Raw genomic sequence first — 20,392 nt, 5'->3', positions numbered from 1 at the left:
TAGTCGTCGACCGTCCACTCCCACGCTCGGGACGATGGCGCACCTGACGGGGCGCCGTCGTAGGTGCGATCCTGAACGTCAAAGAGCCCGGCCCGCCGGGCGGGTCCGAGGCGGCTGCGGTGGGAAGATCGCGCCGTCTCATTGGGAACGGGCAGTCACCGCCAGCCCCTGCGGGTTGCAGGGCAAGGGTTCGCATGGTTCTGTCGGCAGCCCTCGAACGAGTCGTCGCACATCGACACGGACCCTGTTGTCATGCAACAAGCATCGAGGCAGCCGACCGGCTCCCGATTGGTCGACGAGAGTCTGTCGGCTGACTCGGCCATGCCGCCTGTCCTTCTGACGTAAGGCCCAGATCCCGGTCCCGCCTGACCCATCGCGGACTCGGAACCTTCGCGTTCGGATCCGTGGATGCGCCGCCTGGGCGAGGGCTGCGACCGGGTGCAAGGCCGTTACGGGAAACCCCCCGGGGGGTCGTGGGCCCGTAGGTGATCAACGACCGGGCTCGCTGATGCCCTATCACCGGCGAACGGGCTGTGGGTCACCGACATCACCGAGCACCCCACCGGCGAGGGAAAGCTCTACCTTGTGCGATCACTCGACCTCGCCCCGAACTGTCGCGCGTCGCGACCCACTGAATGCAGGCGTGCGCCATCCCCAGCTCGGTCGCATCTGAAGCACCGACCGCACGGCTTGAGCTTTCTCCTCCGGCGACTCCCGACGCGTCGGCAACACGCCCGACCGTACGCTCGTGTGGCATGACTCCATCCACGTTTTTCAAGGTCAGGAGCCTCCGACGAACCCTCAGGGCGGTTCAGCAGCTCGTATGGGCTAGTCAGCCCGAACTCTCGAACACAAAGATGTCGGGCTGGCCGTTGGTATCGCCGGTGACAAGGTTCGACGCCGCCGAGCCGTAGGTGATGTAGCGGCCGTCGCCGCTGATCGCCGGGCGGGAGGAGTTGCTGTTGGCTTGGGTGCCGTCGGAGGCGACCGAGACCCGGGTGGTCGCTGATGTGGTCCGGTCGAACACAAAGGTGTCGTAGATGTTGTTGGTGTCGCCGGGGATGAGGTTCGACGCAGAGGAGGTGTAGGTGATGTAGCGGCCGTCTCTGCTGATCGCTGGGCGCTGGGAATCGCTGTTGGCTTGGGTGCCGTCGGAGGCGACCGAGACCCGGGTGGTCGCTGATGTTGTCCGGTCGAACACGAAGATGTCGGAGGTGTTGTTGGTGTCGCCGGTGACAAGGTTCGACGCAAAGGAGTTGTAGGTGATGTAGCGGCCATCTCTGCTGATCGCCTGGACGGAGGACTCGTCGTTGGCTTGGGTGCCGTTGGAGGCAACCGAGACCCGGGTGGTCGCTGATGTGGTCCGGTCGAACACGAAGATGTCGTAGACACCGTTGGTGTCGCCGGTGACAAGGTTCGACGCAGAGGAGGTGTAGGTGATGTGGCGGCCGTCGCCGCTGATCGCCGGCGGGAGGGAGTCGCTGTTGGCTTGGGTGCCGTTGGAGGCAACCGAGACCCGGGTGGTCGCTGATGTGGTCCGGTCGAACACAAAGGCGTCGTAGAAGCCGTTGGTGTCGCCGGTGACAAGGTTCGACGCAGAGGAGGTGTAGGTGATGTAGCGGCCGTCGCTGCTGACCGTCGGATGCGTGGACTCGCCGTTGGCTTGGGTGCCGTTGGAGGCAACCGAGACCCGGGTGGTCGCTGATGTGGTCCGGTCGAACACGAAGATGTCGTAGACACCGTTGGTGTCGCCGGTGACGAGGTTCGACGCTAGGGACCAGTAGGTGATGTAGCGGCCGTCGTCGCTGATCACCGGCTCGTAGGAATCGCTGTTGGCTTGGGTGCCGTTGGAGGCAACCGAGACCCGGGTGGTCGCTGATGTGGTCCGGTCGAACACAAAGATGTCGTAGGAACCGTTGGTGTCGCCGGTGACGAGGTTCGACGCTAGGGAGGAGTAGGTGATGTAGCGGCCGTCGTCGCTGATCACCGGCCCGTAGGAGCCATTATTGGCTTGGGTGCCGTTGGAGGCGACCGAGACCCGGGTGGTCGCAAAGTCAGTGCCGGGTGGGGGGGTGGTGGTGATGGTGAGGGTGGCGGTGCGGGTGGTGGTGGTGCCGGCGGCGTCGGTGACGCGGATAGTGACCGTCGCAGTGGTCGGGGTGGTGGGGGTGCCGGTGATGGCTCCGGTGGCGGAGTTGATGGTGAGTGGGGCGGGGAGGCCGGTGACGGTCCAGCGGTAGGGGGTGATGCCGCCGGTGGCGGTGGCCGTCGCGGTGTAGGGGGAGCCGACGGTCCCGGGGGGAAGGGTGGAGGTGTTGATGGCCAGCAGCGGCGCGGGCGGGGGTCCTGATTGGGCGGTGGCGATGGTGAAGTTGCAGCATCTGTAGCGGGCCAGCTCGATGCGGACCGAGAGCAGCCAGACGTCGGCGACGAGGCTGAACCCGGCGGTGGCGGCCCCGGTGACGGTCCACCAGGGGGTGGCCAGGGGCGCGACGGTGCCGGTGACGACGGCCCCGGCGTCCAGGGCGAAGCCGAGGACGCCGGCGACCTTGACCGACATCTCGACGCCCAAGGTGGCGGTGAGCTTGCCTTGGGCCAAGGCGGGAGTGAAGGTCGAGGTGGCGGTCTCGCGGCGGCACCCGGGGGCCTGTCAAGACTTCTGTGTAAGCAGCTCGTGGTTGGGGGGTCAGATCCGGCCGGCGAGGCGGTCGGGGTAGGCGATGGTGAGGGCGCCGAGGGCGGGTCGCCATCCGTGGGTGGCGGCGCCTTCGACCAGGTGGCCGGGGGCGGTGCGCTTGTTGCGGGCCTTGCCGGCTTCGGCGGCGCGTTGGCGGGCCCGCTTGTCTTCGATGTCTCGGATGGCGAGCCAGAGGAGCTTCACGACGGCGTCGTCGTTGGGGAAGTGACCGCGGTTCTTGATGATCTTGCGGAGCTGGTAGTTCAGCGACTCGATCGTGTTGGTCGTGTAGATCACCTTGCGCAGCGCCGGCGGGAACTCGAGGAACGGGATGAACCGCTCCCACGCGGCGGTCCAGGTCGAGACCGTGGCCGGGTAGCGCTGACCGAGGTCTGACTCGGCGAACTCGAGCAAGGCGGCCTCGGCGACCTCGGCGTTGGGGGCGGTGTAGACGAGCTTGAGCGCAGCGGCGACGGCTCGGCGGTCCTTGTAGGACACGAAGCGCATCGAGGCCCGGATGAGGTGCACGACGCAGGTCTGCACGGTGGCCTGGGGCCAGGTCGCCTCGATGGCCTCGGGGAACCCGGTGAGCCCGTCGCAGCAGACGATGAGGACGTCTCGGACGCCCCTGTTGGCCAGCTCGGCGCAGACCGCCGCCCAGAACTTGGCCCCTTCGTTGGCCTGGACCCAGATCCCCAGCACGTGCTTGATGCCGTCGAGATCGACGCCGACGGCGATGTGGGCGGCCTTGTTGCGGACCTGATGGCCGTCTCGGACCTTGACCACCAGAGCGTCGAGGTAGATCACCGGGTAGAGCTCCTCGAGCGGCCTGCTCTGCCAGGCCTTGACCTCCTCGAGCACGGCGTCGGTGATCTTCGAGATCGTCTCGTGGCTCAGCTCGGTGCCCAGCGTCCGGGCCAGGTGAGCGCCGATGTCGCGGATGGTCATGCCGCCGGCGTAGAGCGAGATGATCATCTCGTCGAGGCCCCCGGTCCGCCGGGCGCCCTTCGGGACCAGCCGGGGTTCGAAGGTCCCGAGCCGGTCCCGGGGCGTGGCCAGATCGACATCGCCGACCTCGGTCGCCACCGTCTTCGGCGTGGAGCCGTTGCGCGAGTTCCCCGACCCCCGTCCGGCCGGGTCGCCCCGCTCGTAGCCGAGATGGCCGGTCAGCTCAGCGGCCAGACCCCGTTCGAGGACGGCCTTGATCATCTCGGGCAAGAAGCCGCCCTCGCCGGTCAGCTGCACCTCCCCGGCATCAACCCGGGACATCAGATCGTCGAGCAGTCCGGCATCGACGAGCTGCTGCACAGCAGCCCGCTCAGCCGACCGCTCGACCTCGTCATCGGTCATGGACACGTTCACTACCTCATGGAAGAGGAGCTCCTACACAGACCATCTGACAGGCCCGCACCCGGTCAGATTCTGGACCTGGCCGTTGCGCCACTCGGCGCCGACGGTGCACCCGTAGGAGATGGATCCGGTGATGCGGGCGCCGATCTCACCGTCGATGCGCAACAACGGCTTGACATCAGCGGTGAACGGGACGGGACCGATGGCGAAAGGGATCGTCCATCCCCGGGCCGGCAGCTCGCAGGAGAAACTGGCCCCCAACAAGATGTCGACGCTGCCGCCGATGCTGCCCGTGGCCACGAAGCGCAGCTTCTTCTCACCGGCGGGGCTCCACTTGCCCACCACTTCGACACGGACACCGGCTTTGGCGTTGAACTTGAACGAGTTCCCCGACCCACTGCACGCCGACCGCATGGGACGCGGGCTATCACCGGTGCTGCTCGCCGCGACGGTGCCGCCATCGACGGGCTGGGGCAGGTCGATCGTCCCAGAGAAGTCCGCTGACGGGAACACCTCCTCCAACGGGGTGCGCCGCAACCCCACCGTCACCGACGCCCCCGACACCACCCGAGACGTCACCGCCCCCATGAACCCGTCCGGGCTCTCCGGAGAGACGGGGATCGACACATGTGTCGCCCCCGGAGCCACCGCCGCAGCGTCGAGGACTGCAATGGCGGTGTCGCCGACCACCGGCGGATCGGCCGGGTCCCCGTCGACCAGGTCCCTCACCTGGCCGGGGGCCGCAATGGCGGTGGTGGCGGGCTTTTCGATGGTCCCCTCGACGATCCGCGTCTGCGACGTGGCCTCGTACTCGTTGCTGCCGGCCAGCTGCGCCGCCAACCGCAGGTCGTCACCGTTGACCAACCTGCCCGCCCAGAACTCCCTGCCGCCCGGCTCTGCCGCCCGGCCCAACAACAACCGGTAAAGGTCATCGACCCGGTACCCGTTGGCTTCCACCGACAACACCATCCGCAACGCCTCAGCGCGCCGATTCCCCCCGGCGATGCGACCCAACGCCGCCGTGCGTTCCGTGGCGGTGGGCGCTCGGAACAGCAGCCGCTGGAACGCCGCGTCCACCCACGCCCCCCCACTCCCACCTACCTGGGCATAGAACGTCGAGGACCCATACAGGAACGCCACCAGGTCCGCCACCCGCGTCCGACGCTGCCGCAACGGGTCCAACCACGCCGCCAGCTCCGCCGAGGACGGCTCGCGGCCGACCACCTCGACGAACTTCTGCCGCACCACCCGCCGCGTCCACTCTGAGCCGTGCGCCATCTGGAAGGTGACCCACGTGCGCGTCACCCCCGACGCCAACCGGCCCACCCAGAACTCCCGGCCCGCCGGCTCCGAGGAGCGACCCAACAGATCCCGGTACGCCGCATCGACAAACCGGCCCGGCCCCCGAGGGATCGACGCCACCTCCACCAACGACGACCCCGACGCCTCCTGCGCACCCACACCCGGCCCACCCACTCCAACCACACCAACACCCGCCACCAACACCGCAACGGCCACAACAACGCACAACCGGCGCATCAACACCCCCCAAGATCCCGGCGCAAACCTACACGACAACCGACGCGGCCACTACGAACTCGGCACCCATGGCCGCCCCGGCCGACAACACAACAGTGCTTCTGGTCCCGTGCCGAGCCCATCGTCGAGTCGGCGCCATGGACGAGGTGGTTCAGAGGCACGGGGGTCGGCGACAACGAAGACCCGGCTGCAACGTCGCCAGCTGGTCATCGACCGGAACTGGCGATGCGTCTAGCCCCGATCGGCGAACGCCAGGGACTGCCGCGCGCTGAGGTGACAGGTGGGGTCAGGCGGCGGTGGCCGTCTGTGGGGTCATGGTGGTCTCGTACTCGAGGGGGGTCAATCGGCCGAGAGCGGGTTGGCGTCGTCGCTGGTGGTAGGTGCGTTCGATCCAGGTGATGATGGCGATGCGCAGCTCGTCGCGGGTCGCCCAGCGCTGGCGGTCGAGGACGTTGTTCTGGAGCAGGGCGAAGAAGGACTCCATGGCGGCGTTGTCGCCGGCGGCGCCGACTTGGCCCATGGAGCCGACCAGGCCGTGACGGGCCAGGGCCCGGTGCACCTTCCGAGCGCGGAACTGCGACCCCCTGTCCGAATGGACGATGCATCCGGCCACGTCGCCGTCGCGGCGGGCGACGGCCATCTCGATGGCGGCGACGACGAGGCGGGCCTTCATGCGGGAGTCGATGGCCCAGCCGACGATCCGGTTGGACCACAGGTCCTTGATGGCGCACAGGTAGAGCTTCCCCTCGCCGGTGGGGTGCTCGGTGATGTCGGTGACCCACAGCTCGTTCGGGCGAGCGGCGGTGAAGCACCGCCGGACCAGGTCGTCGTGAGCCGGCGTGCCGGGCTTGGAGCCCTTGGAACGCTTGGGCTTGCCGAACCGGGACCACCAGCGGTTGTCCCGGCAGATCCGCCACACGACCCGGTCCGAGACCTCGAAGCCGGCGGCTCGGACCTCATCGGCGAGAAACCGGTAGCCGAACTCGGGGTCATCGACATGGGCGTCGAAGATGGCGTTGGTCAGCCACGCCTCGTCGAGCTCAGCGTCGCCGACGGGCTGGTCGAGCCAGCGGTAGTACTGCTGGCGGCACAGCTTGAGGACCCGGCACGTCACCGTGACGGGAACCCCGTCAACAGCAAGGTCACGGACGAGCGGGAACCTCATTTTCCCGGCAGGTTCGCCTGGGACAGATACGCCGCCGCCCGGCGCAGCACCTCGTTCTCCTGCTCGAGGAGTCGGAGCCGGCGGCGCAGCTCGCGGTTCTCGGCATGGTCCTCGCTCGACGGGCCAGGGCGGACCCCGTCGTCGCGGTCGGCCTGGGTCAACCAGTTCTGCAAGCACGACTCCGAGATCCCGAAGTCCGCAGCGATATCCTTGATCCGGACACCGTCCTCACGGCTGCGGGCCACCCGGATCACGTCCTCGCGGAACTCCTTCGGATAGGGCCTGGGCATGGTGAACATCCTTCCAGCGGCACCTTCCGGCACCACAGATCAGATGTCACCTCCACGCGCGGCAGTCCCCCAGGACCTCGAGCAACGGTGTCGGCGGTGTTCGGTCTCGGCTGTTGACCCTCGGTAGCCCGCCCCGTAGGGTCGCAACCTCCGAGCAGGGGGAGGGGCCATGCGTCGGCGGAGCGCGGCATATCGGGTGGTCGTCATCGGCCCGGCCCTGGACAACACGCACCGGGTGCGTCGGAACCTCGACCTGCTCGCCGCCGTGGTCCAAGTCATCGGTTCACCGACGGCCCCGGCTGACATCGAGGGCCTACGCCGAGTGTTCGTGGAGACCGCCGGCACCGGCGGCAGCGTCTACGACTGGGCCACCGCTGCTGGCGTCCTCTACCCGTCGCTCCGATCTCTGTTCCGATGACGACCACGAAACCTCGAGCGACCCGGGCGGCGGCCCTCGTCGGGCTCCTGGCCGTTGTCTGCGCAATGCACCTGGCACCGGCGAGTGCGACCGGGCCGCTCGAGGGGGCCGGACCGACGACCGCCCAGGTGGCAGCTCAGGCCCTCGGTCTGCGTCACGAGCGCACCGTCGATACCGTCCTGCGAGGCGTCTACCCGGGTTCAGGACCTGTGTGGGAGCACTTCTCGTCGCCGGCGATCGCAGATGTGACCGGCGATGCGACGCCCGAGGTCATCAGCGCCTCGCTCGACGGTTTCGTCACTGCCTACCGGTCGACCGACATGAGCGTGCTGTGGAAGCGGGACCTGGGACGGACCGCGATCCAGTCCTCGCCGGTCGTGCGCCAGCTTCGTGGGAGCGGCGCACCTGATGTCGTAGTCGGGACTATGGACGGTCGCGTCGTCGTCCTCGACGGGCCGACCGGGTCGGTCCACCTGACCGTCCGGCAGGGGGCCCCGCTGCACTGCCCGGCGGGACAGGACTGCCGGCCCGACGGGTTCTTTGGAACGCCTGCGGTGGCTGACATCACTGGCGATGGCCAGCCGGACATCGTGGCGAGCAGCTACGACCACACCATCTACGCATGGACGGCGACTGGGTCCCAGATCTTCCGGATGTACGTCGAGGACACAGTGTGGTCCAGCCCGGCCGTCGGTGACATCGACGGCGACAGGCGTCCCGAGGTGGTGGTCGGCGGCGACATCTGGGCCGGGAACCCGCTCGGCGTCCCTGGCGGTGGGCTCGTGTGGGCGTTCACCCGGGCCAGCGGCTCTTGGCGGACCTACAGCGGCTACCCGTACTCGGTGCCCGGCCAGACGGTGTGGTCGACCCCCGCCCTGGGCGACGTCAATGGCGATGGCAAGGTGGACATCGTCGTCGGCACCGGCAACAACTTTCCGACCACAGCGCAGACCCAGAGGGTGTATGCCTTCTCGGCAGCGACCCGACGCAACCTCCCGGGCTGGCCGGTGACGACGAATGGGCAGGTCTCGAACGGCCCAGCTCTCGCTGACATCGAGGGCGACGGACAGGTCGAGGTCGCGTTCGGGTCCGAGGGCGGACGGGTCTCGGTGCGTCGCCGCGACGGGACGACCCGGTACAACGCATGCGCCAACAGCGGGGGATGCGGAGCTGGCGTCGGCGCTCACGGTGGGGTGGTCGTTGCTGACCTCGACGACGACGGCGTGCAAGAGGTCGTCGCTGCGCTCCATCAAGAGCTCATGGCGTTCGACGGCAAGACGGGCGCCGTCAAGGCCAGCGTCGGCCTCCCCGGGCCCGTTCTCCAACCGGCTGCGACCCCTACCATTGCCGACGTCGGTGGGCGCACGGTCATCGCCGTCCAAGGGGTGAGCCTGCGCAGCGCCGGTCCGCCGCGGGCCGGCGACGTCACCCGTCTCATGCTGTTCACAACCGGTCAGCCTCTTTGCCGGGCCGACTGGCCGATGTTCAAGCGCACCGCCGACCGGCGAGGCGAGGTCTTCCGAGGTGCGGCGCCGTGGCGGCCCCTGCGGTGCGCCCGTCGGTTCGTGCTCCAGCAGTACCGCGACATCCTGCGCCGGGAGCCCGAGGCCGCAGGTGCCTGGTACTGGACCCACCGCATGAACACTGGCCTCGCCGGCGCCGAGCTGATCCGCCAGCTCATCGGTTCGGCCGAGTTCGCGGCGGTCCTCGGGCCGGTCGTTCGACTGCACCTCGGCACCTTCGGCCGACCGCCGGCGAACACCACCACCTTCCGGCAACAGGTGGCATCCCGACGGGCCGGAACGCCCCTGTCGGCCATCGCTGACCAAGTGGTCGCCGATCCCGCCGTTCAGGCCAAGACCGACGGCGCGTTCGTCGCCGACACGTACCGGAACCTGTGGGGTCGAGCCCCGACGGCGGCCGAGCAACGCGACGGCGAAGCGGCTCTGGCCCGCGGGCAGAGCCGGGGATCCTGGCTGGTCTCCCGCTCCGAGCTGGCGTCAGCGGTCGCCGCGCAGGCGTCAGAGGTCACCGTGACCCTCGTCTACCTCGGCATGCTCGACCGCGTACCGGACCTGGCTGGCTTCCGCTACTGGGTCGACCAGGCCAACGCCCGGGGCACCGTCCGCGTCATCACCGGCTTCCAGTCCAGCGCCGAGTACGCCAGCCGGGTGACCTGACCGGGATCTGTTGCATTGGACGAGATCGAATTGGACCTGAGCCGGGCCATCGCTGTCCCCAAGGCCGACGACGCTGGCGCCAGGCCCCAGAAGGCGGACGACGCGGTGTCGGAGGGCGCCGGCTGACGGCGTCGAGAGGATCGCAGACCGCGGCGGCCAGGTCATCGACCAGGTCGCGATCGGCAAGGCTCACGGCGGGATGTTGGCAGGCGTCTACTCCATCACAGGGTCCAGCAGCGATACCAGCAGCGCAAGCTTTGTCGAGATCTCGACCGACGGGATGTCGAACCGGTCGAACACATGCTGACCGAGGTAGGCGAGGTGCATTGCGGCGATCCCGACCGAGCTCAGAGGCTCGAGCCACGGCTCCATCGGCCGAAGGGTCGCTGTGCCGGCCTTGAGGTCGGTTCGGATGAAGTACTCGAGAGCCTTGGTGCCGACGTGGATGTCCCATGCCGAGTGCGAACGGAACACGACGTCGTAGCCCCTCGGGACTGCGCCGTCGGTGCCGTCAACTTCCGCAAGCATCGGCCCGACCAGGTCTGCCATCCGCTCGACCCACAGCCGAGCGATGATGACCTCCGAGTCGTCGGCCTCGTCGCGTTCGCCGGCAGCGACCAGCCGCCTTCGCTCCAGTTCCAGCAAGGCCGCGCCGTCGACGGTCAGGACTTCGCCGACGTCGACATCGTTGGCGCGCACGACCTTCCCGTCGCTCTCGATCTGAGCCCAGTGCATACGTATCCACGCCTCGTGGCCACCTAGCAACAGATACATCCCAGCGAGCCAGGTCTCCCAGATCGGCCGGGCCAACACGCCAACGGCGACGGTCTCTCCAGCGTCCAGGGCCAAGGTCGCTGCTCGGGTGAGGCTGACGCCTCGAACGAGGGCTGCCGCTGCGTAGACCTGGTGGGCCTCGCTGAGCGGACCTTCGAGCCCGACGACCCGGGCCTCGAGCTCAGCGAGGGTCGAATCAATGGTCTCGCGCAGGGATGTGGTCAAGACTTGCTCCAGGTGCTGGTCGGCGCACTCCATGTTGGCGTCCGTCCAGGGCGCCGTCGGGACCTGGCAAGATCGTCCGTGGGTGAGCAGGTGGAGGGGAGTGGAGAGCGTGGGATCTGTTTGGTCACCTCGGCGTGGCCCTTGTGCGGCCCGGCCGGCGCTTGATCTACCGTGCCGCATCGATCCGATCACGATCACGCTCGACGGCCTCCGGCGCTACGACCAACTCGATGAGTTCAGCCGTGGGTTTCGCGAGCGAGGCCGCGAGATCCATCTCGACCTCAGACCCCTGAGCACCGAGGTCAACGACGATCATCGTCGGGTAGACGCCCGCGTCGCATCGGTCGTCTCGAGCGTGCTGCTCACCTCGGGCGGGAGGGGTCCGCTCACGGTGTGGTTACCCGACCACGACGGTCTCAACGCAGGCATCGCTCGTGGAGGCTTGCTGTTCGCCATGGCGCAGCGAGACGGACCCACCAGGCTCTTCGTCGGCGACGTCAGCCGACAGGATCTGCTGGAGGACTGGAAGCCGAACTGGAATCCCAATCGAGCCGAGTTCCGGCAGGCACTCAGCGCGACTGGCCCCGGCTCGCCGACCGGCGTCGGACCGATCCAAGCGGACTTCCTGATGCTGAACAACCCCCATCAGTCAGTCCCGCGGGAGCGCCTGGCGATCGAGGTCAGCGACAACGTCGCCGTGCCATGGGTCGAGAGGGTCACCCGGTACGCCGCTCCTCGAGCCACCGGTGCATGGGTGCGGAACTTCAGTGAGGCGGCCGGAACGGTCATCCGCGAACTGCTCTACAACCTGTCCACCCATCCGTTTGCGCCGATCGCTCGCCTTCCTGACCTTCCCAAGACGGGACGTAAGGCGTACGTCGAGCTGTATTCGACACGAGGAGGTGTGAACCGCGTACACCTCGTCGTTGCAGACACCGGGCACGGGATCAGCCGGACGCTGCGGCCCAAGTTGCGCCAACTGCGGTCCGAGCTCACCGGCGCGACCTCCGAGGCTCTCGTGAGGCGACTTCTGGAGCAGACGCTGCCGACCTACGGGCATGCCGAGGGATTCGGCTACGGCCGCATCATCGAGCTGGCTCAGCGGTTCGGTGGCTCCGTCGACGTGTTGACCATCGCCGACGACGAGATGGGCGGCACCATCCGAGCCCGGTGGAGCGAAGGCAAGGTCTCGACCGAGCGCCTCCCGACGCTCGAGTGTCGAGGGACGGTCGTGCACGCCACGCTCACCATCGAGTCGGCCGACGAGAAGCAGGACAACCAGCCGGAGCTCTTCGCCTGTGCAAACCAGGGATAGCTACGGGCGACTGAGTGACACCACGTCTCGAACGTGGTTCGTCGGTGCGACGGGTGGAGCCAACCTCCTCTTCCTCGACCCCGACCTCGATGGCGGGTCCGACACCGAAGCGGAGCGACTCGGCGACCTCGTCAGGGGAGCGCCTTCCGAGATGCTCGGCGCCGTCGAGGTGGTCGTGGTGCGCTGGCTTCCGGAGGTCTGCACCGCGGACCACCTCGCAGCCTTCCTGCGCTCGGTTCGGGTGAGCCTGACCCGCCTGGGCAGCACTGCGCCACTCTGCGTGATTCGGTTCGCTCCAGGTCAGACCCTGAGTTGGCATATCGCAGCCGACGACGGATCACTGCAAGATCCGGCTGACCTGCCCGAAGACATTGAGATCCGTTGCCGCGCAGTTGAAGTGGCGGCTCTGCTCGCCTGGGGCAAGGCCGTCTGGCGACCCCAGGGGTACCACTATCGATTGCCGAGCGGCACACACTCGGACACCTTCATCCGCATGGCCGACGCAGTGCGGTCGCCTCGGGACGCCATCGCCCTCGCCTCCTGGATGTTGCCCGACGCTGCGGACGGTTTGGGCGTCGTGGCCGACTCGGCGAGCCTGACTCCGATAATCGTCGCACTGCACGCCCTGATGCGCTCGTCGGGGTTGAGAACCGGGCGAGTCGCTGTTCTAGAGGCGTACCCATTCAACCAGCTGGATACCACCAAAGCCTTCCGTGATGTGTCGCCCGCCTCTGAGCCCGTCATAGGTCTGCTGTCGGTGCATGCAACTGGCACCGCACGTGACCGGATGCAGCGTGGCTTGGCGTCCATGGTCGAAGGCGATCGAACCCTGCACGTCGTCATCGCCAAGCAGGCCGAGACCGTCCCAGAGTCGATCGCCGTCGAAGGGGTGAAGGTCACGACGTGGCACGCGGCAAGAGCGGACATCGAAGAGCAACCCGAGACCTGCGGAATGTGTCGTGGTCCGGACAAGGCGCGGTTCGTGCAGATCGACCCCCGGTCATTCGGGAGCATGGTGCTACCTGCGCCCGACCTCGTCATGCCGAGCGTCCGGTACGCCGCTGACAACCGACGATTCTGGGAACTCGCAGACGCTGCCGGTGCCATCGAGCTCGAGGGCGTCCCAGGCGTCGGCTCGGGTCACCCGCGCATGGGCCCAACCAAACGCATGACCGTGAAGGTGAGCCACGACGAGTTGCTCTCGGACGGCATGTGGGCTCTGTTCGCCGATGCATGCGTCAAGCAGATGCAGCGTCGGGAAGCGGCGACCATGAGTGCTCCCGGAGGCGCCGATGAGTTCGGACCGTATGACGCTGTCGTCGTCGACGTCACGGACATCTCCCGAGCGAACTTCGAGCCCTTCCTCCACACGGCCCTCGGACGGCGGCTGAACGGCCCTGTCGTCGTCTTCGACGGGGCGTCCGAGGAGCGGTTCTCGGACCCGGATGCCGTGGTCGGCGCCCCGCGGCTCCTTTTCTTCCGGCTCGGAGCAGTGAGCGGACTCTCGCTCCAACGGACTCTCGTTGCGATCCAGGACCTGGGTCGCACAGTCGGAGTTGGTGCCGCGATCGACGCTGTTGTCGTGCACCTGCGGCCAGCGTCGTTGAGACGAGCCGAGACTTTGTTCAACAGCTTCGCAACCCGCCTGCTTGCATTGTGGGACAGCGTGCTCCCCGAGGACCGCCGTTCACCCCTCCAGGACGAGCTCGATGCCCTGAGCCGGGTCACCGATGAGTCCCTGCCGCCCGACGTGCAGACTTACCTTGAAGGCCGCCGCGCCATCTGTTCGGATCCAGGCATGGCGGACCCCGTGCTCTGGGGGATTGACGACGTTGATGCGCCGACTGCTCGCCTCAGCCCGCACTCGTACTACGGCGAGAATTTGAGGGCTCGTGCGGCCTACGCATCCATCGGCGCAGCCGTGCACGAGGCCCGTCTCCACGGTGAGAAGGCGAGGGGCGCTCCTCTCTGGAGGCAGTTCGAGGTCGGAGCCATCGTCCGCTCGTACTATGACCCGATCATCATCGCCTGCATCTTCCGATGGCTGCGGCCAGGAGAGCTGTGGTGGGGCGGCACCACGGTCAGCGCAAAGAACGAGGTGGCCGACCTGATCCACCGCGGCGGGGAGGGGACTGTGCTTCTGGTCGCCGAGCTCCTGGTCGCTGCGTCCATGGGCAAGCTCACCGTGGGTGCAAAGGATCAGCTGCGCGCTCAAGCCCAGGCGCTCGTCGCCGGCGATGATCCACCCGTAGAGGTTCTCGCCGGCCTTGCGCTGCTCGACGCGTCTGAGTAGGTCGGGTCCCGCTAGCACACGTAGTACCTACTGGAAGGGGCCTCCGGTCCCACCACCCGATGGTCCTCGTTCGCGCGCGCCGTCGGCGAGTCGCTATGGAGGACTCCTACCGACTACCCCGATGGTGAACGTCGACCATGGATCCAGTTGGCGATGTCAGATCGAACCCAGAGGACGCACGGGCTGCGGTCTACCGCAGGGGCCGGGAAGTCTGCGTAGCGGCTGCGGTACACGCTGACCGCAGACCGGCTCGAGAGCCCGAGAATCTCGGCCACCTCGCTTGCGCCGATGAGCTCCTCGGGATCGACAAGCCTGGGCATGCAACCGAGGCTAGTTGACGACCGCCAACCTTGTGGTTACGGTTGGCGACCGACAACATCCTGATGGTCCCGGCGACGAGCCAACGTCCCGGGACCCGGCCACTACCTACGCAGAGGTACTGACATGAATGACGGTAGCAAGCGGCCGCCCGGTGCTACCCCGGGCGAGCCCGAGGGTGTATCGGAGCGCTGTGGACGCGCTGACCGGCCGCAGCACAGCGCACCCCGGCACGAGGCCCTCGGACGGTTCGGAGACGAGCTGCGAGCCGCGATGCGGGGCCGCGGCGTCACGCAGGTCGAGCTCGCCAATCTTGTGGGCGCCAGCCAGGCGGGCGTATCGAGCTGGCTGGCGGGAAAGACGCAGCCGAGGATCGACACCATCTGGCGGCTCGAGGAGATCCTGGAGTTCCCGCCCGGCGGGCTGTCGCGGATGCTCGGGTTCCTTCCGATAACTGCAGCAAGAAGCGCGATGGACCTGAATGAGGCCATCGACGTCGACCCGGCGCTGTCGCAGCCCGAGAAGGACGTTGTTCACCACCTGGTGACGGTGCTGCGCTCCCGAGGTTGACGGCACCATCGGCACCAGCACTCCATACGCTGCCGTGCCGGCGACGTCGGCCTCTGCGTCGCTGTCAGGGCTTCCCCTCGGATCGTGGAGGGTCGCTGATCGCTGGTGGAGCCTCGCAGGCGCCGGCGTGGGGTCATCATCGACTGGCGCCGCGGGCACCCGGAGTCTCCCCAGCCGATGGCCCGGCTCTCCATGGGCAACGTCTGGTCCTGGCCGGAGGTCGAGCGGTGGGCCGCCGCCTCCGGGCGCACACAAGGGGCGAAGGCGACCACCCGCCGATTCAGGGTCGCCCATGAGGGCGACGTCGGGTCGTGGCCGGTTGGGCAGAGCCGGCGGCGCACCTCGGCTCCGGGTGTAAGGGTGGGCCGAACTGCGGCCGCTGGGTCTTCTAGCGTGCAGCGCATGACGGAGGGGCAAGGCATGCGGCTTCTGCCCGAGCAGCGCGCTCGGGTCCGCATCGACGAGATGCTGGAGGCGGCAGGCTGGGTGGTGCAGGACTACCGAGCGGTGAACCTCTACGCAGCGCAGGGGGTGGCGGTGCGGGAGCTGGTCACCACCGCCGGGCCGGCGGACTACGTGCTGTTCGTGGACCGGCAGGCGGTGGGGGTGATCGAGGCCAAGAAGCAGGGCACGACCCTGTCAGGGGTGGAATGGCAGACGGTCAAGTACCAGACGAACGTCCCTGACGAGCTGCCGGCCTACCTGGTCGATCGTGAGCGTGACGACGGTTCGATGGTGCGGTGCCTGCCGTTCGCGTACGAGTCGACGGGGGCCGAGACGTGGTTCACCTGCCACATGGACCCGGAGCCGACGGCGCGGCGGGTGTTCTGGTTCCATCGGCCCGAGACGTTCGCAAGGCAGGTCGAGGATCACGTGGCCCACGGGGGCGGCACGTTGCGGGCCCGGATCCCGGCGATGCCGGTGCTCGAGCACGATCCCGCTCGGCTTCGTGACGCCCAGTTCGAGGCGATCACGAACCTGGAGCAGTCGCTGAAGGACAACCACTCGCGGGCGCTGATCCAGATGGCGACGGGGTCGGGCAAGACGTTCGCGGCGGCGAACATCTGCGAACGGCTGATCCGCCACGGCCAGGCGCAGCGCATCCTGTTCCTGGTCGACCGAGGCAACCTGGGCAAGCAGACCCTCAAGGAGTTCCAGGGCTTCGAGGTGCCCGGGTCGGGGCGGAAGTTCACCGAGCTCTACAACGTCCAGCACCTGACCCACAACAGGGTGGACCCGGTGGCGAGCGTGTGCATCGGGACGATCCAGCGCGTCTATTCGATGCTGCGAGGCGACGCGGACCTCGACGGGGAGCTCGACGAGCAGACCGGGGAGGCCGTGGAGCCGGACCGGCCGGTGGAGGTCGACTACCAGCCGGCGCTGCCGATCGAGGCGTTCGACGTCATCATCGTCGACGAGTGCCACCGGTCGATCTACGGGGTGTGGCGCCAGGTGCTGGAGTACTTCGACGCGTTCCTGATCGGGCTCACCGCCACGCCGGGCAAGCAGACCTTCGGGTTCTTCAACCAGAACCTGGTGATGGAGTACGGGTTCCCCCAGGCGGTGGCGGACGGGGTGAACGTCGACTTCGACGTGTTCCGCCTCTCCACCGCCATCAGCGAGGGCGGCTCGACCATCGAGGCCGGCTACTGGACGACGTTCCGGGACCGGGAGACCAGGGACGAGCGCCTCGAGCAGGTCGACGAGGACCTGACCTACGACGAGAAGGCCCTCGACAACAAGGTCGTGGCCAAGGACCAGATCCGCACAGTGATCCGGGCCATCCGAGACAACCTGCCGGCGATGTTCCCCGACCGCGAGCTCGACGAGCACGGCCGGCTGCGCCACGTCCCCAAAACGCTGATCTTCGCCAAGGACGACAGCCACGCCGAGGACATCGTCCGTGCCGCCCGGGAGGAGCTGGGCAAGGGCAACGACGTGATCGCCAAGATCACCTACAAGGCATCCGACGGGCAGAAGCCCGAGGACCTGCTCCAGGCATTCCGCACCAGCTATTACCCGCGCATCGCCGTGACCGTGGACATGATCGCCACGGGCACCGACGTGAAGCCCATCGAGATGGTGGTGTTCATGCGCATGGTGCGATCGCGGAACTTCTTCGAGCAGATGAAGGGCCGCGGGGTGCGCACCATCCCCGCCAGCGACCTCCAGGTGGTCACCCCCGACGCGGCCCACAAGGACCGCTTCGTGCTCGTCGACGCCGTCGGCGTCACCGAGACCAAGCTCATCGAGACCACGCCCCTGGAGCGCAAGCGGGGCGTGTCGCTGGAGAAGGTCCTTCACCAGGTCGCCCTCGGGCACATCAGCGAGGATCTCGTCTCCACACTCGCATCCCGCCTGGCCCGCATCGACAACCGCATCGCCCCTGCCGACCGCGAGGCGCTCGAGACGCTCGCCGGCCAATCGCTGAAGGCGATCGAGCACGGCCTCGTCGAGGCCATCGACCCCGACCATCAGATCGCTGCCGCCCGAGCCGCCACCGGCAGCACCGACCCGACCGACGTCGAGCTCGACCAGGCCCGCAAGGTGCTCTTTGGCGAGGCGGTGAAGCCCCTGGCCGCCAACGCCGAGTTGCGCGACGCCCTGGTCAACGTGCAGCGCAGCTTCGACCAGGTCATCGACGAGATCAGCGAGGACCGCGTCACCCGGGCCGAGTTCGCCGTCGACGCCCGGGCCCGGGCCGAGCAGACCGTCGAGTCTTTCCGGGAGTTCCTAAACGAGCACAAGGACGAGATCACCGCCCTCCAGGTGCTCTACAGCCGCCCCTACGCCAAGCGCCTCACCTACCGAGACGTCAAGGAGCTGGCCGAGGCCATCGGGAGGCCCCCGCACCGCTGGACCCCCGAACGTCTGTGGGAGGCATACGAGACCCTCGACGCCTCCAAGGTCCGCGGCTCTGCCGGCACCGTGCTGACCAACATCGTCAGCCTCGTGCGCTACACCATCGGCGACACCGACGAGCTCGCCCCCTTCCCCGAGCAGGTCGCCGAGCGGTTCGACGCGTGGCTCGTCCAGCAGCAGAACGCCGGGCGCACCTTCACCGACGAACAGCTCGAATGGCTCACCCTGATCCGCGATCACCTCGCCGCCTCGCTGTCGATCGAGGCGCGAGAGCTGCTCGACCCGCCCTTCAGCCAGCGCGGCGGTCTCGGCAAGGCACGCGAGCTCTTCGGGCAAGACCTCGACGGCCTTCTGGTTGAACTCACCGAGGCCATCGCAGCATGAGCGAGCTGCCACCCGGGTGGGAGTGGACGACCCTTGGTGAGATCGGCAGGTATCTCAACGGGCGGGGGTTCAAGAAGTCGGAGTGGAGCGATAGCGGTCGCCCCATCATCCGTATCCAGAACCTCACGGGCTCCGGTGCCGCCTTCAACTACTACGAAGGCCAAGCCGATGAGCGCCACACCGTCCACGACGGTGATCTCCTCGTCTCCTGGGCGGCGACACTGGGGGTCTACGTGTGGCGCGGCCCCGAGGCTGTGCTCAATCAGCACATCTTCAAGGTCGAGAGCCGCATCCGTCCTGGGTTCCATCGTTGGCTGCTCGACAACGCTTTGGCGGACCTCCAGCGGCAGACGCACGGGTCCGGGATGGTCCACATCACCAAGGGACGGTTCGACTCGACTCCTGTGCCGTTGCCGCCGCTCTCCGAGCAGGAGCGGATCGTCGCCGCCATCGAGGAACACCTCTCCCGCCTCGACGCCGCCGAGGATGGCGTCAACTCAGCCCACCGGCGGACCGGCACGCTCGTGCAGCGCCTCATCGACTCCACCTGGGACCGGGCGGAGACGGTCGCGCTAGCCGACCTGCTCGAACAGCCTCTCGCCAATGGCCGGTCGGTCAGAACTGATCCTGACGGATTTCCGGTTCTGCGTTTGACGGCGCTCAGGAATCGTCGGATCGATCTCGCGGAGCGCAAGGGTGGTGCATGGACCGGTGAGGAAGCCCGACCGTTCCTCGTGCAAGAGGGCGACTTCCTCGTATCTAGAGGAAACGGCTCGCTGTCGCTGGTTGGTCGCGGTGGGCTAGTCGCTGTAACGCCGGATCCGGTCGCCTATCCCGACACGCTCATTCGAGTTCGCGTCCAGCCGTCGGACTACGACGTGCGGTTCCTCAGCCTTGTGTGGGATTCGACTCCTGTTCGTCGCCAGATCGAGGGGCAGGCCCGGACTACGGCCGGGATCTACAAGGTGAACCAGGAGATGCTTCGGCTCATCGAGCTGCCGCTTCTGTCGCTCAATGAGCAGTCTGCGATGGTTGAGCGGCTCGACGCGGCGATGTCGGAATGTGAGCGTGTGAGAGCGGAGGTACATCGCTCTCGGGTTCGGTCTACGACCTTGCGGCGGTCCGTGCTCGGAGCTGCGTTCTCCGGTCAGCTCGTGCCACAGGATCCGGACGATGAGCCGGCTTCCGCACTGCTTGAACGGATCCGGGCGGAGCGGGCAGCGACCATCCCGACGAAGCGAACCCGGAGGGCGAAGGCATCGTGAGCGACACCAAGGTGATCGTCGACAAGCTTTGGAACTACTGCAACATCCTGCGGGATGACGGGTTGTCGTACGGCGACTACCTGGAGCAGCTCACGTACCTGCTGTTCCTGAAGATGGCCGAGGAGCAGCAACAGCTCGGTCTCGAGCGGATCGTGCCGGAGGGCTACGACTGGCCGTCGTTGCTCGATCTCAAGGGTGAGGCGTTGGAGGCGCACTACATCGCCATCTTGAACCACCTCGGCGGTACCGAGGACCTGCTCGGAGTCGTGTTCCGCAAGGCGCAGAACCGCATCCAGGATCCGGCCAAGCTGGAGCGACTGATCAAGGACCTGATCGGAGGCGAGTCGTGGATGACCCTCGACGCCGACGTGAAGGGCGACGCCTACGAGGGGCTCTTGGAGCGCAACGCGGCGGACACCAAGTCGGGGGCGGGCCAGTACTTCACGCCTCGGGCGTTGATCTCGGCGATGGTCGAGGTGATGGCGCCGGGCCCGGACATGCGCATATGCGACCCGGCGTGCGGCACCGGTGGGTTCTTCCTGTCGGCGTTCGATCACATCGTGCGCCACCACCCGAACCTGGACCCGGACCAGAAGCGCCATCTGCGCTCGGGGCTGTTCACCGGGTGGGAGATCGTCGACAACACGGCCCGGCTGTGTGCGATGAACTTGCTGCTGCACGGGATCGAGTCGCCCGAGTCCGACAGCCCGGTCCACGTCGACGACGCGCTGCGGGCTGAACCGCCCCGGGTCTGGTGACTGCTCCTT

At 67.6% G+C, this 20,392-nt stretch carries 13 protein-coding genes; 8 read left to right on the top strand and 5 right to left on the bottom strand.

Annotated elements, in window-relative coordinates; translation table 11 throughout:
• Positions 1-832: 832 nt before the first annotated feature.
• The 4 genes from HC251_RS14150 to HC251_RS14135 all read right to left on the bottom strand — a co-directional run bounded on the left by HC251_RS14150 (position 833) and on the right by HC251_RS14135 (position 7,021).
• Positions 833-2,599, bottom strand: a complete 1,767-nt coding sequence (locus HC251_RS14150) for a putative Ig domain-containing protein (RefSeq protein ID WP_219941248.1) — start codon at positions 2,597-2,599, stop codon at positions 833-835.
• Positions 2,600-2,686: 87 nt separating this feature from the next.
• Positions 2,687-4,027 carry an IS256 family transposase gene (locus HC251_RS14145; RefSeq protein ID WP_219941247.1) on the bottom strand — a complete coding sequence of 447 codons (1,341 nt, stop codon included), beginning with the start codon at positions 4,025-4,027 and terminating at the stop codon, positions 2,687-2,689.
• Between the two features lie 33 nt (positions 4,028-4,060).
• Positions 4,061-5,488 carry a DUF4214 domain-containing protein gene (locus HC251_RS14140; protein ID WP_219941246.1) on the bottom strand — a complete coding sequence of 476 codons (1,428 nt, stop codon included), beginning with the start codon at positions 5,486-5,488 and terminating at the stop codon, positions 4,061-4,063.
• Between the two features lie 364 nt (positions 5,489-5,852).
• A protein-coding gene (locus HC251_RS14135; RefSeq protein ID WP_219941245.1) for an IS3 family transposase occupies positions 5,853-7,021 on the bottom strand; the annotation gives its coding sequence in 2 pieces (ribosomal slippage) (positions 5,853-6,734 and positions 6,737-7,021; 1,167 coding nt in all).
• A gap of 196 nt (positions 7,022-7,217) precedes the next feature.
• Between HC251_RS14135 and HC251_RS14130 the strand changes: the two genes are divergently transcribed.
• Positions 7,218-7,439: a hypothetical protein gene (locus HC251_RS14130; RefSeq protein WP_219941244.1), complete on the top strand. Its 222-nt coding sequence runs from the start codon at positions 7,218-7,220 to the stop codon at positions 7,437-7,439.
• A 128-nt stretch (positions 7,440-7,567) separates the two neighbouring features.
• On the top strand, positions 7,568-9,619 hold the full coding sequence (locus HC251_RS14125; RefSeq protein WP_219941243.1) for an FG-GAP-like repeat-containing protein: 2,052 nt from the start codon (positions 7,568-7,570) through the stop codon (positions 9,617-9,619).
• Positions 9,620-9,832: 213 nt separating this feature from the next.
• Here the strand turns inward: HC251_RS14125 and HC251_RS14120 are convergent, their stop codons facing one another.
• Complete coding sequence (locus HC251_RS14120) at positions 9,833-10,618, bottom strand: hypothetical protein (protein WP_219941242.1); 786 nt, start codon at positions 10,616-10,618, stop codon at positions 9,833-9,835.
• 100 nt (positions 10,619-10,718) lie between these two features.
• On the opposite strand from HC251_RS14120, the gene HC251_RS14115 reads away from it, so the two are divergent.
• The 6 genes from HC251_RS14115 to HC251_RS14090 all read left to right on the top strand — a co-directional run bounded on the left by HC251_RS14115 (position 10,719) and on the right by HC251_RS14090 (position 20,383).
• Positions 10,719-11,933: a hypothetical protein gene (locus HC251_RS14115; RefSeq protein WP_219941241.1), complete on the top strand. Its 1,215-nt coding sequence runs from the start codon at positions 10,719-10,721 to the stop codon at positions 11,931-11,933.
• A 151-nt stretch (positions 11,934-12,084) separates the two neighbouring features.
• Positions 12,085-14,226 (top strand): hypothetical protein, encoded by a 2,142-nt coding sequence (locus HC251_RS14110; RefSeq protein ID WP_219941240.1) that lies wholly within the window; start codon positions 12,085-12,087, stop codon positions 14,224-14,226.
• A gap of 444 nt (positions 14,227-14,670) precedes the next feature.
• On the top strand, positions 14,671-15,114 hold the full coding sequence (locus tag HC251_RS14105; protein WP_255566419.1) for a helix-turn-helix transcriptional regulator: 444 nt from the start codon (positions 14,671-14,673) through the stop codon (positions 15,112-15,114).
• A 402-nt stretch (positions 15,115-15,516) separates the two neighbouring features.
• Positions 15,517-18,360 (top strand): type I restriction-modification enzyme R subunit C-terminal domain-containing protein, encoded by a 2,844-nt coding sequence (locus tag HC251_RS14100; protein WP_219941238.1) that lies wholly within the window; start codon positions 15,517-15,519, stop codon positions 18,358-18,360.
• Entirely contained in the window at positions 18,357-19,625 is a 1,269-nt protein-coding gene (locus HC251_RS14095) for a restriction endonuclease subunit S (RefSeq protein WP_219941237.1), read from the top strand. The genes HC251_RS14100 and HC251_RS14095 overlap by 4 nt, the downstream gene beginning before the upstream one ends.
• The gene (locus tag HC251_RS14090) at positions 19,622-20,383 is read left to right on the top strand and encodes a class I SAM-dependent DNA methyltransferase (protein ID WP_255566418.1); all 762 of its coding nucleotides are present in this window, start codon (positions 19,622-19,624) and stop codon (positions 20,381-20,383) included. Before HC251_RS14095 ends, HC251_RS14090 begins: the two co-directional genes overlap by 4 nt.
• Positions 20,384-20,392 lie beyond the last annotated feature (9 nt).

Source organism: Iamia sp. SCSIO 61187 (assembly GCF_019443745.1).
In the GTDB taxonomy this organism is placed as follows: Bacteria; Actinomycetota; Acidimicrobiia; order Acidimicrobiales; family Iamiaceae; genus Iamia.
This window is presented reverse-complemented; position numbering and strand designations above follow the sequence as displayed.

Excerpts from the sequence above, each read along its gene's own strand:
- HC251_RS14145 (WP_219941247.1), bottom strand. The coding sequence starts at position 4,027 with ATGACCGATGACGAGGTCGAGCGGTCGGCTGAGCGGGCTGCTGTGCAG.
- HC251_RS14110 (WP_219941240.1), top strand. The coding sequence starts at position 12,085 with ATGCTCGGCGCCGTCGAGGTGGTCGTGGTGCGCTGGCTTCCGGAGGTC.
- HC251_RS14105 (WP_255566419.1), top strand. The coding sequence starts at position 14,671 with ATGAATGACGGTAGCAAGCGGCCGCCCGGTGCTACCCCGGGCGAGCCC.
- HC251_RS14100 (WP_219941238.1), top strand. The coding sequence starts at position 15,517 with ATGACGGAGGGGCAAGGCATGCGGCTTCTGCCCGAGCAGCGCGCTCGG.
- HC251_RS14095 (WP_219941237.1), top strand. The coding sequence starts at position 18,357 with ATGAGCGAGCTGCCACCCGGGTGGGAGTGGACGACCCTTGGTGAGATC.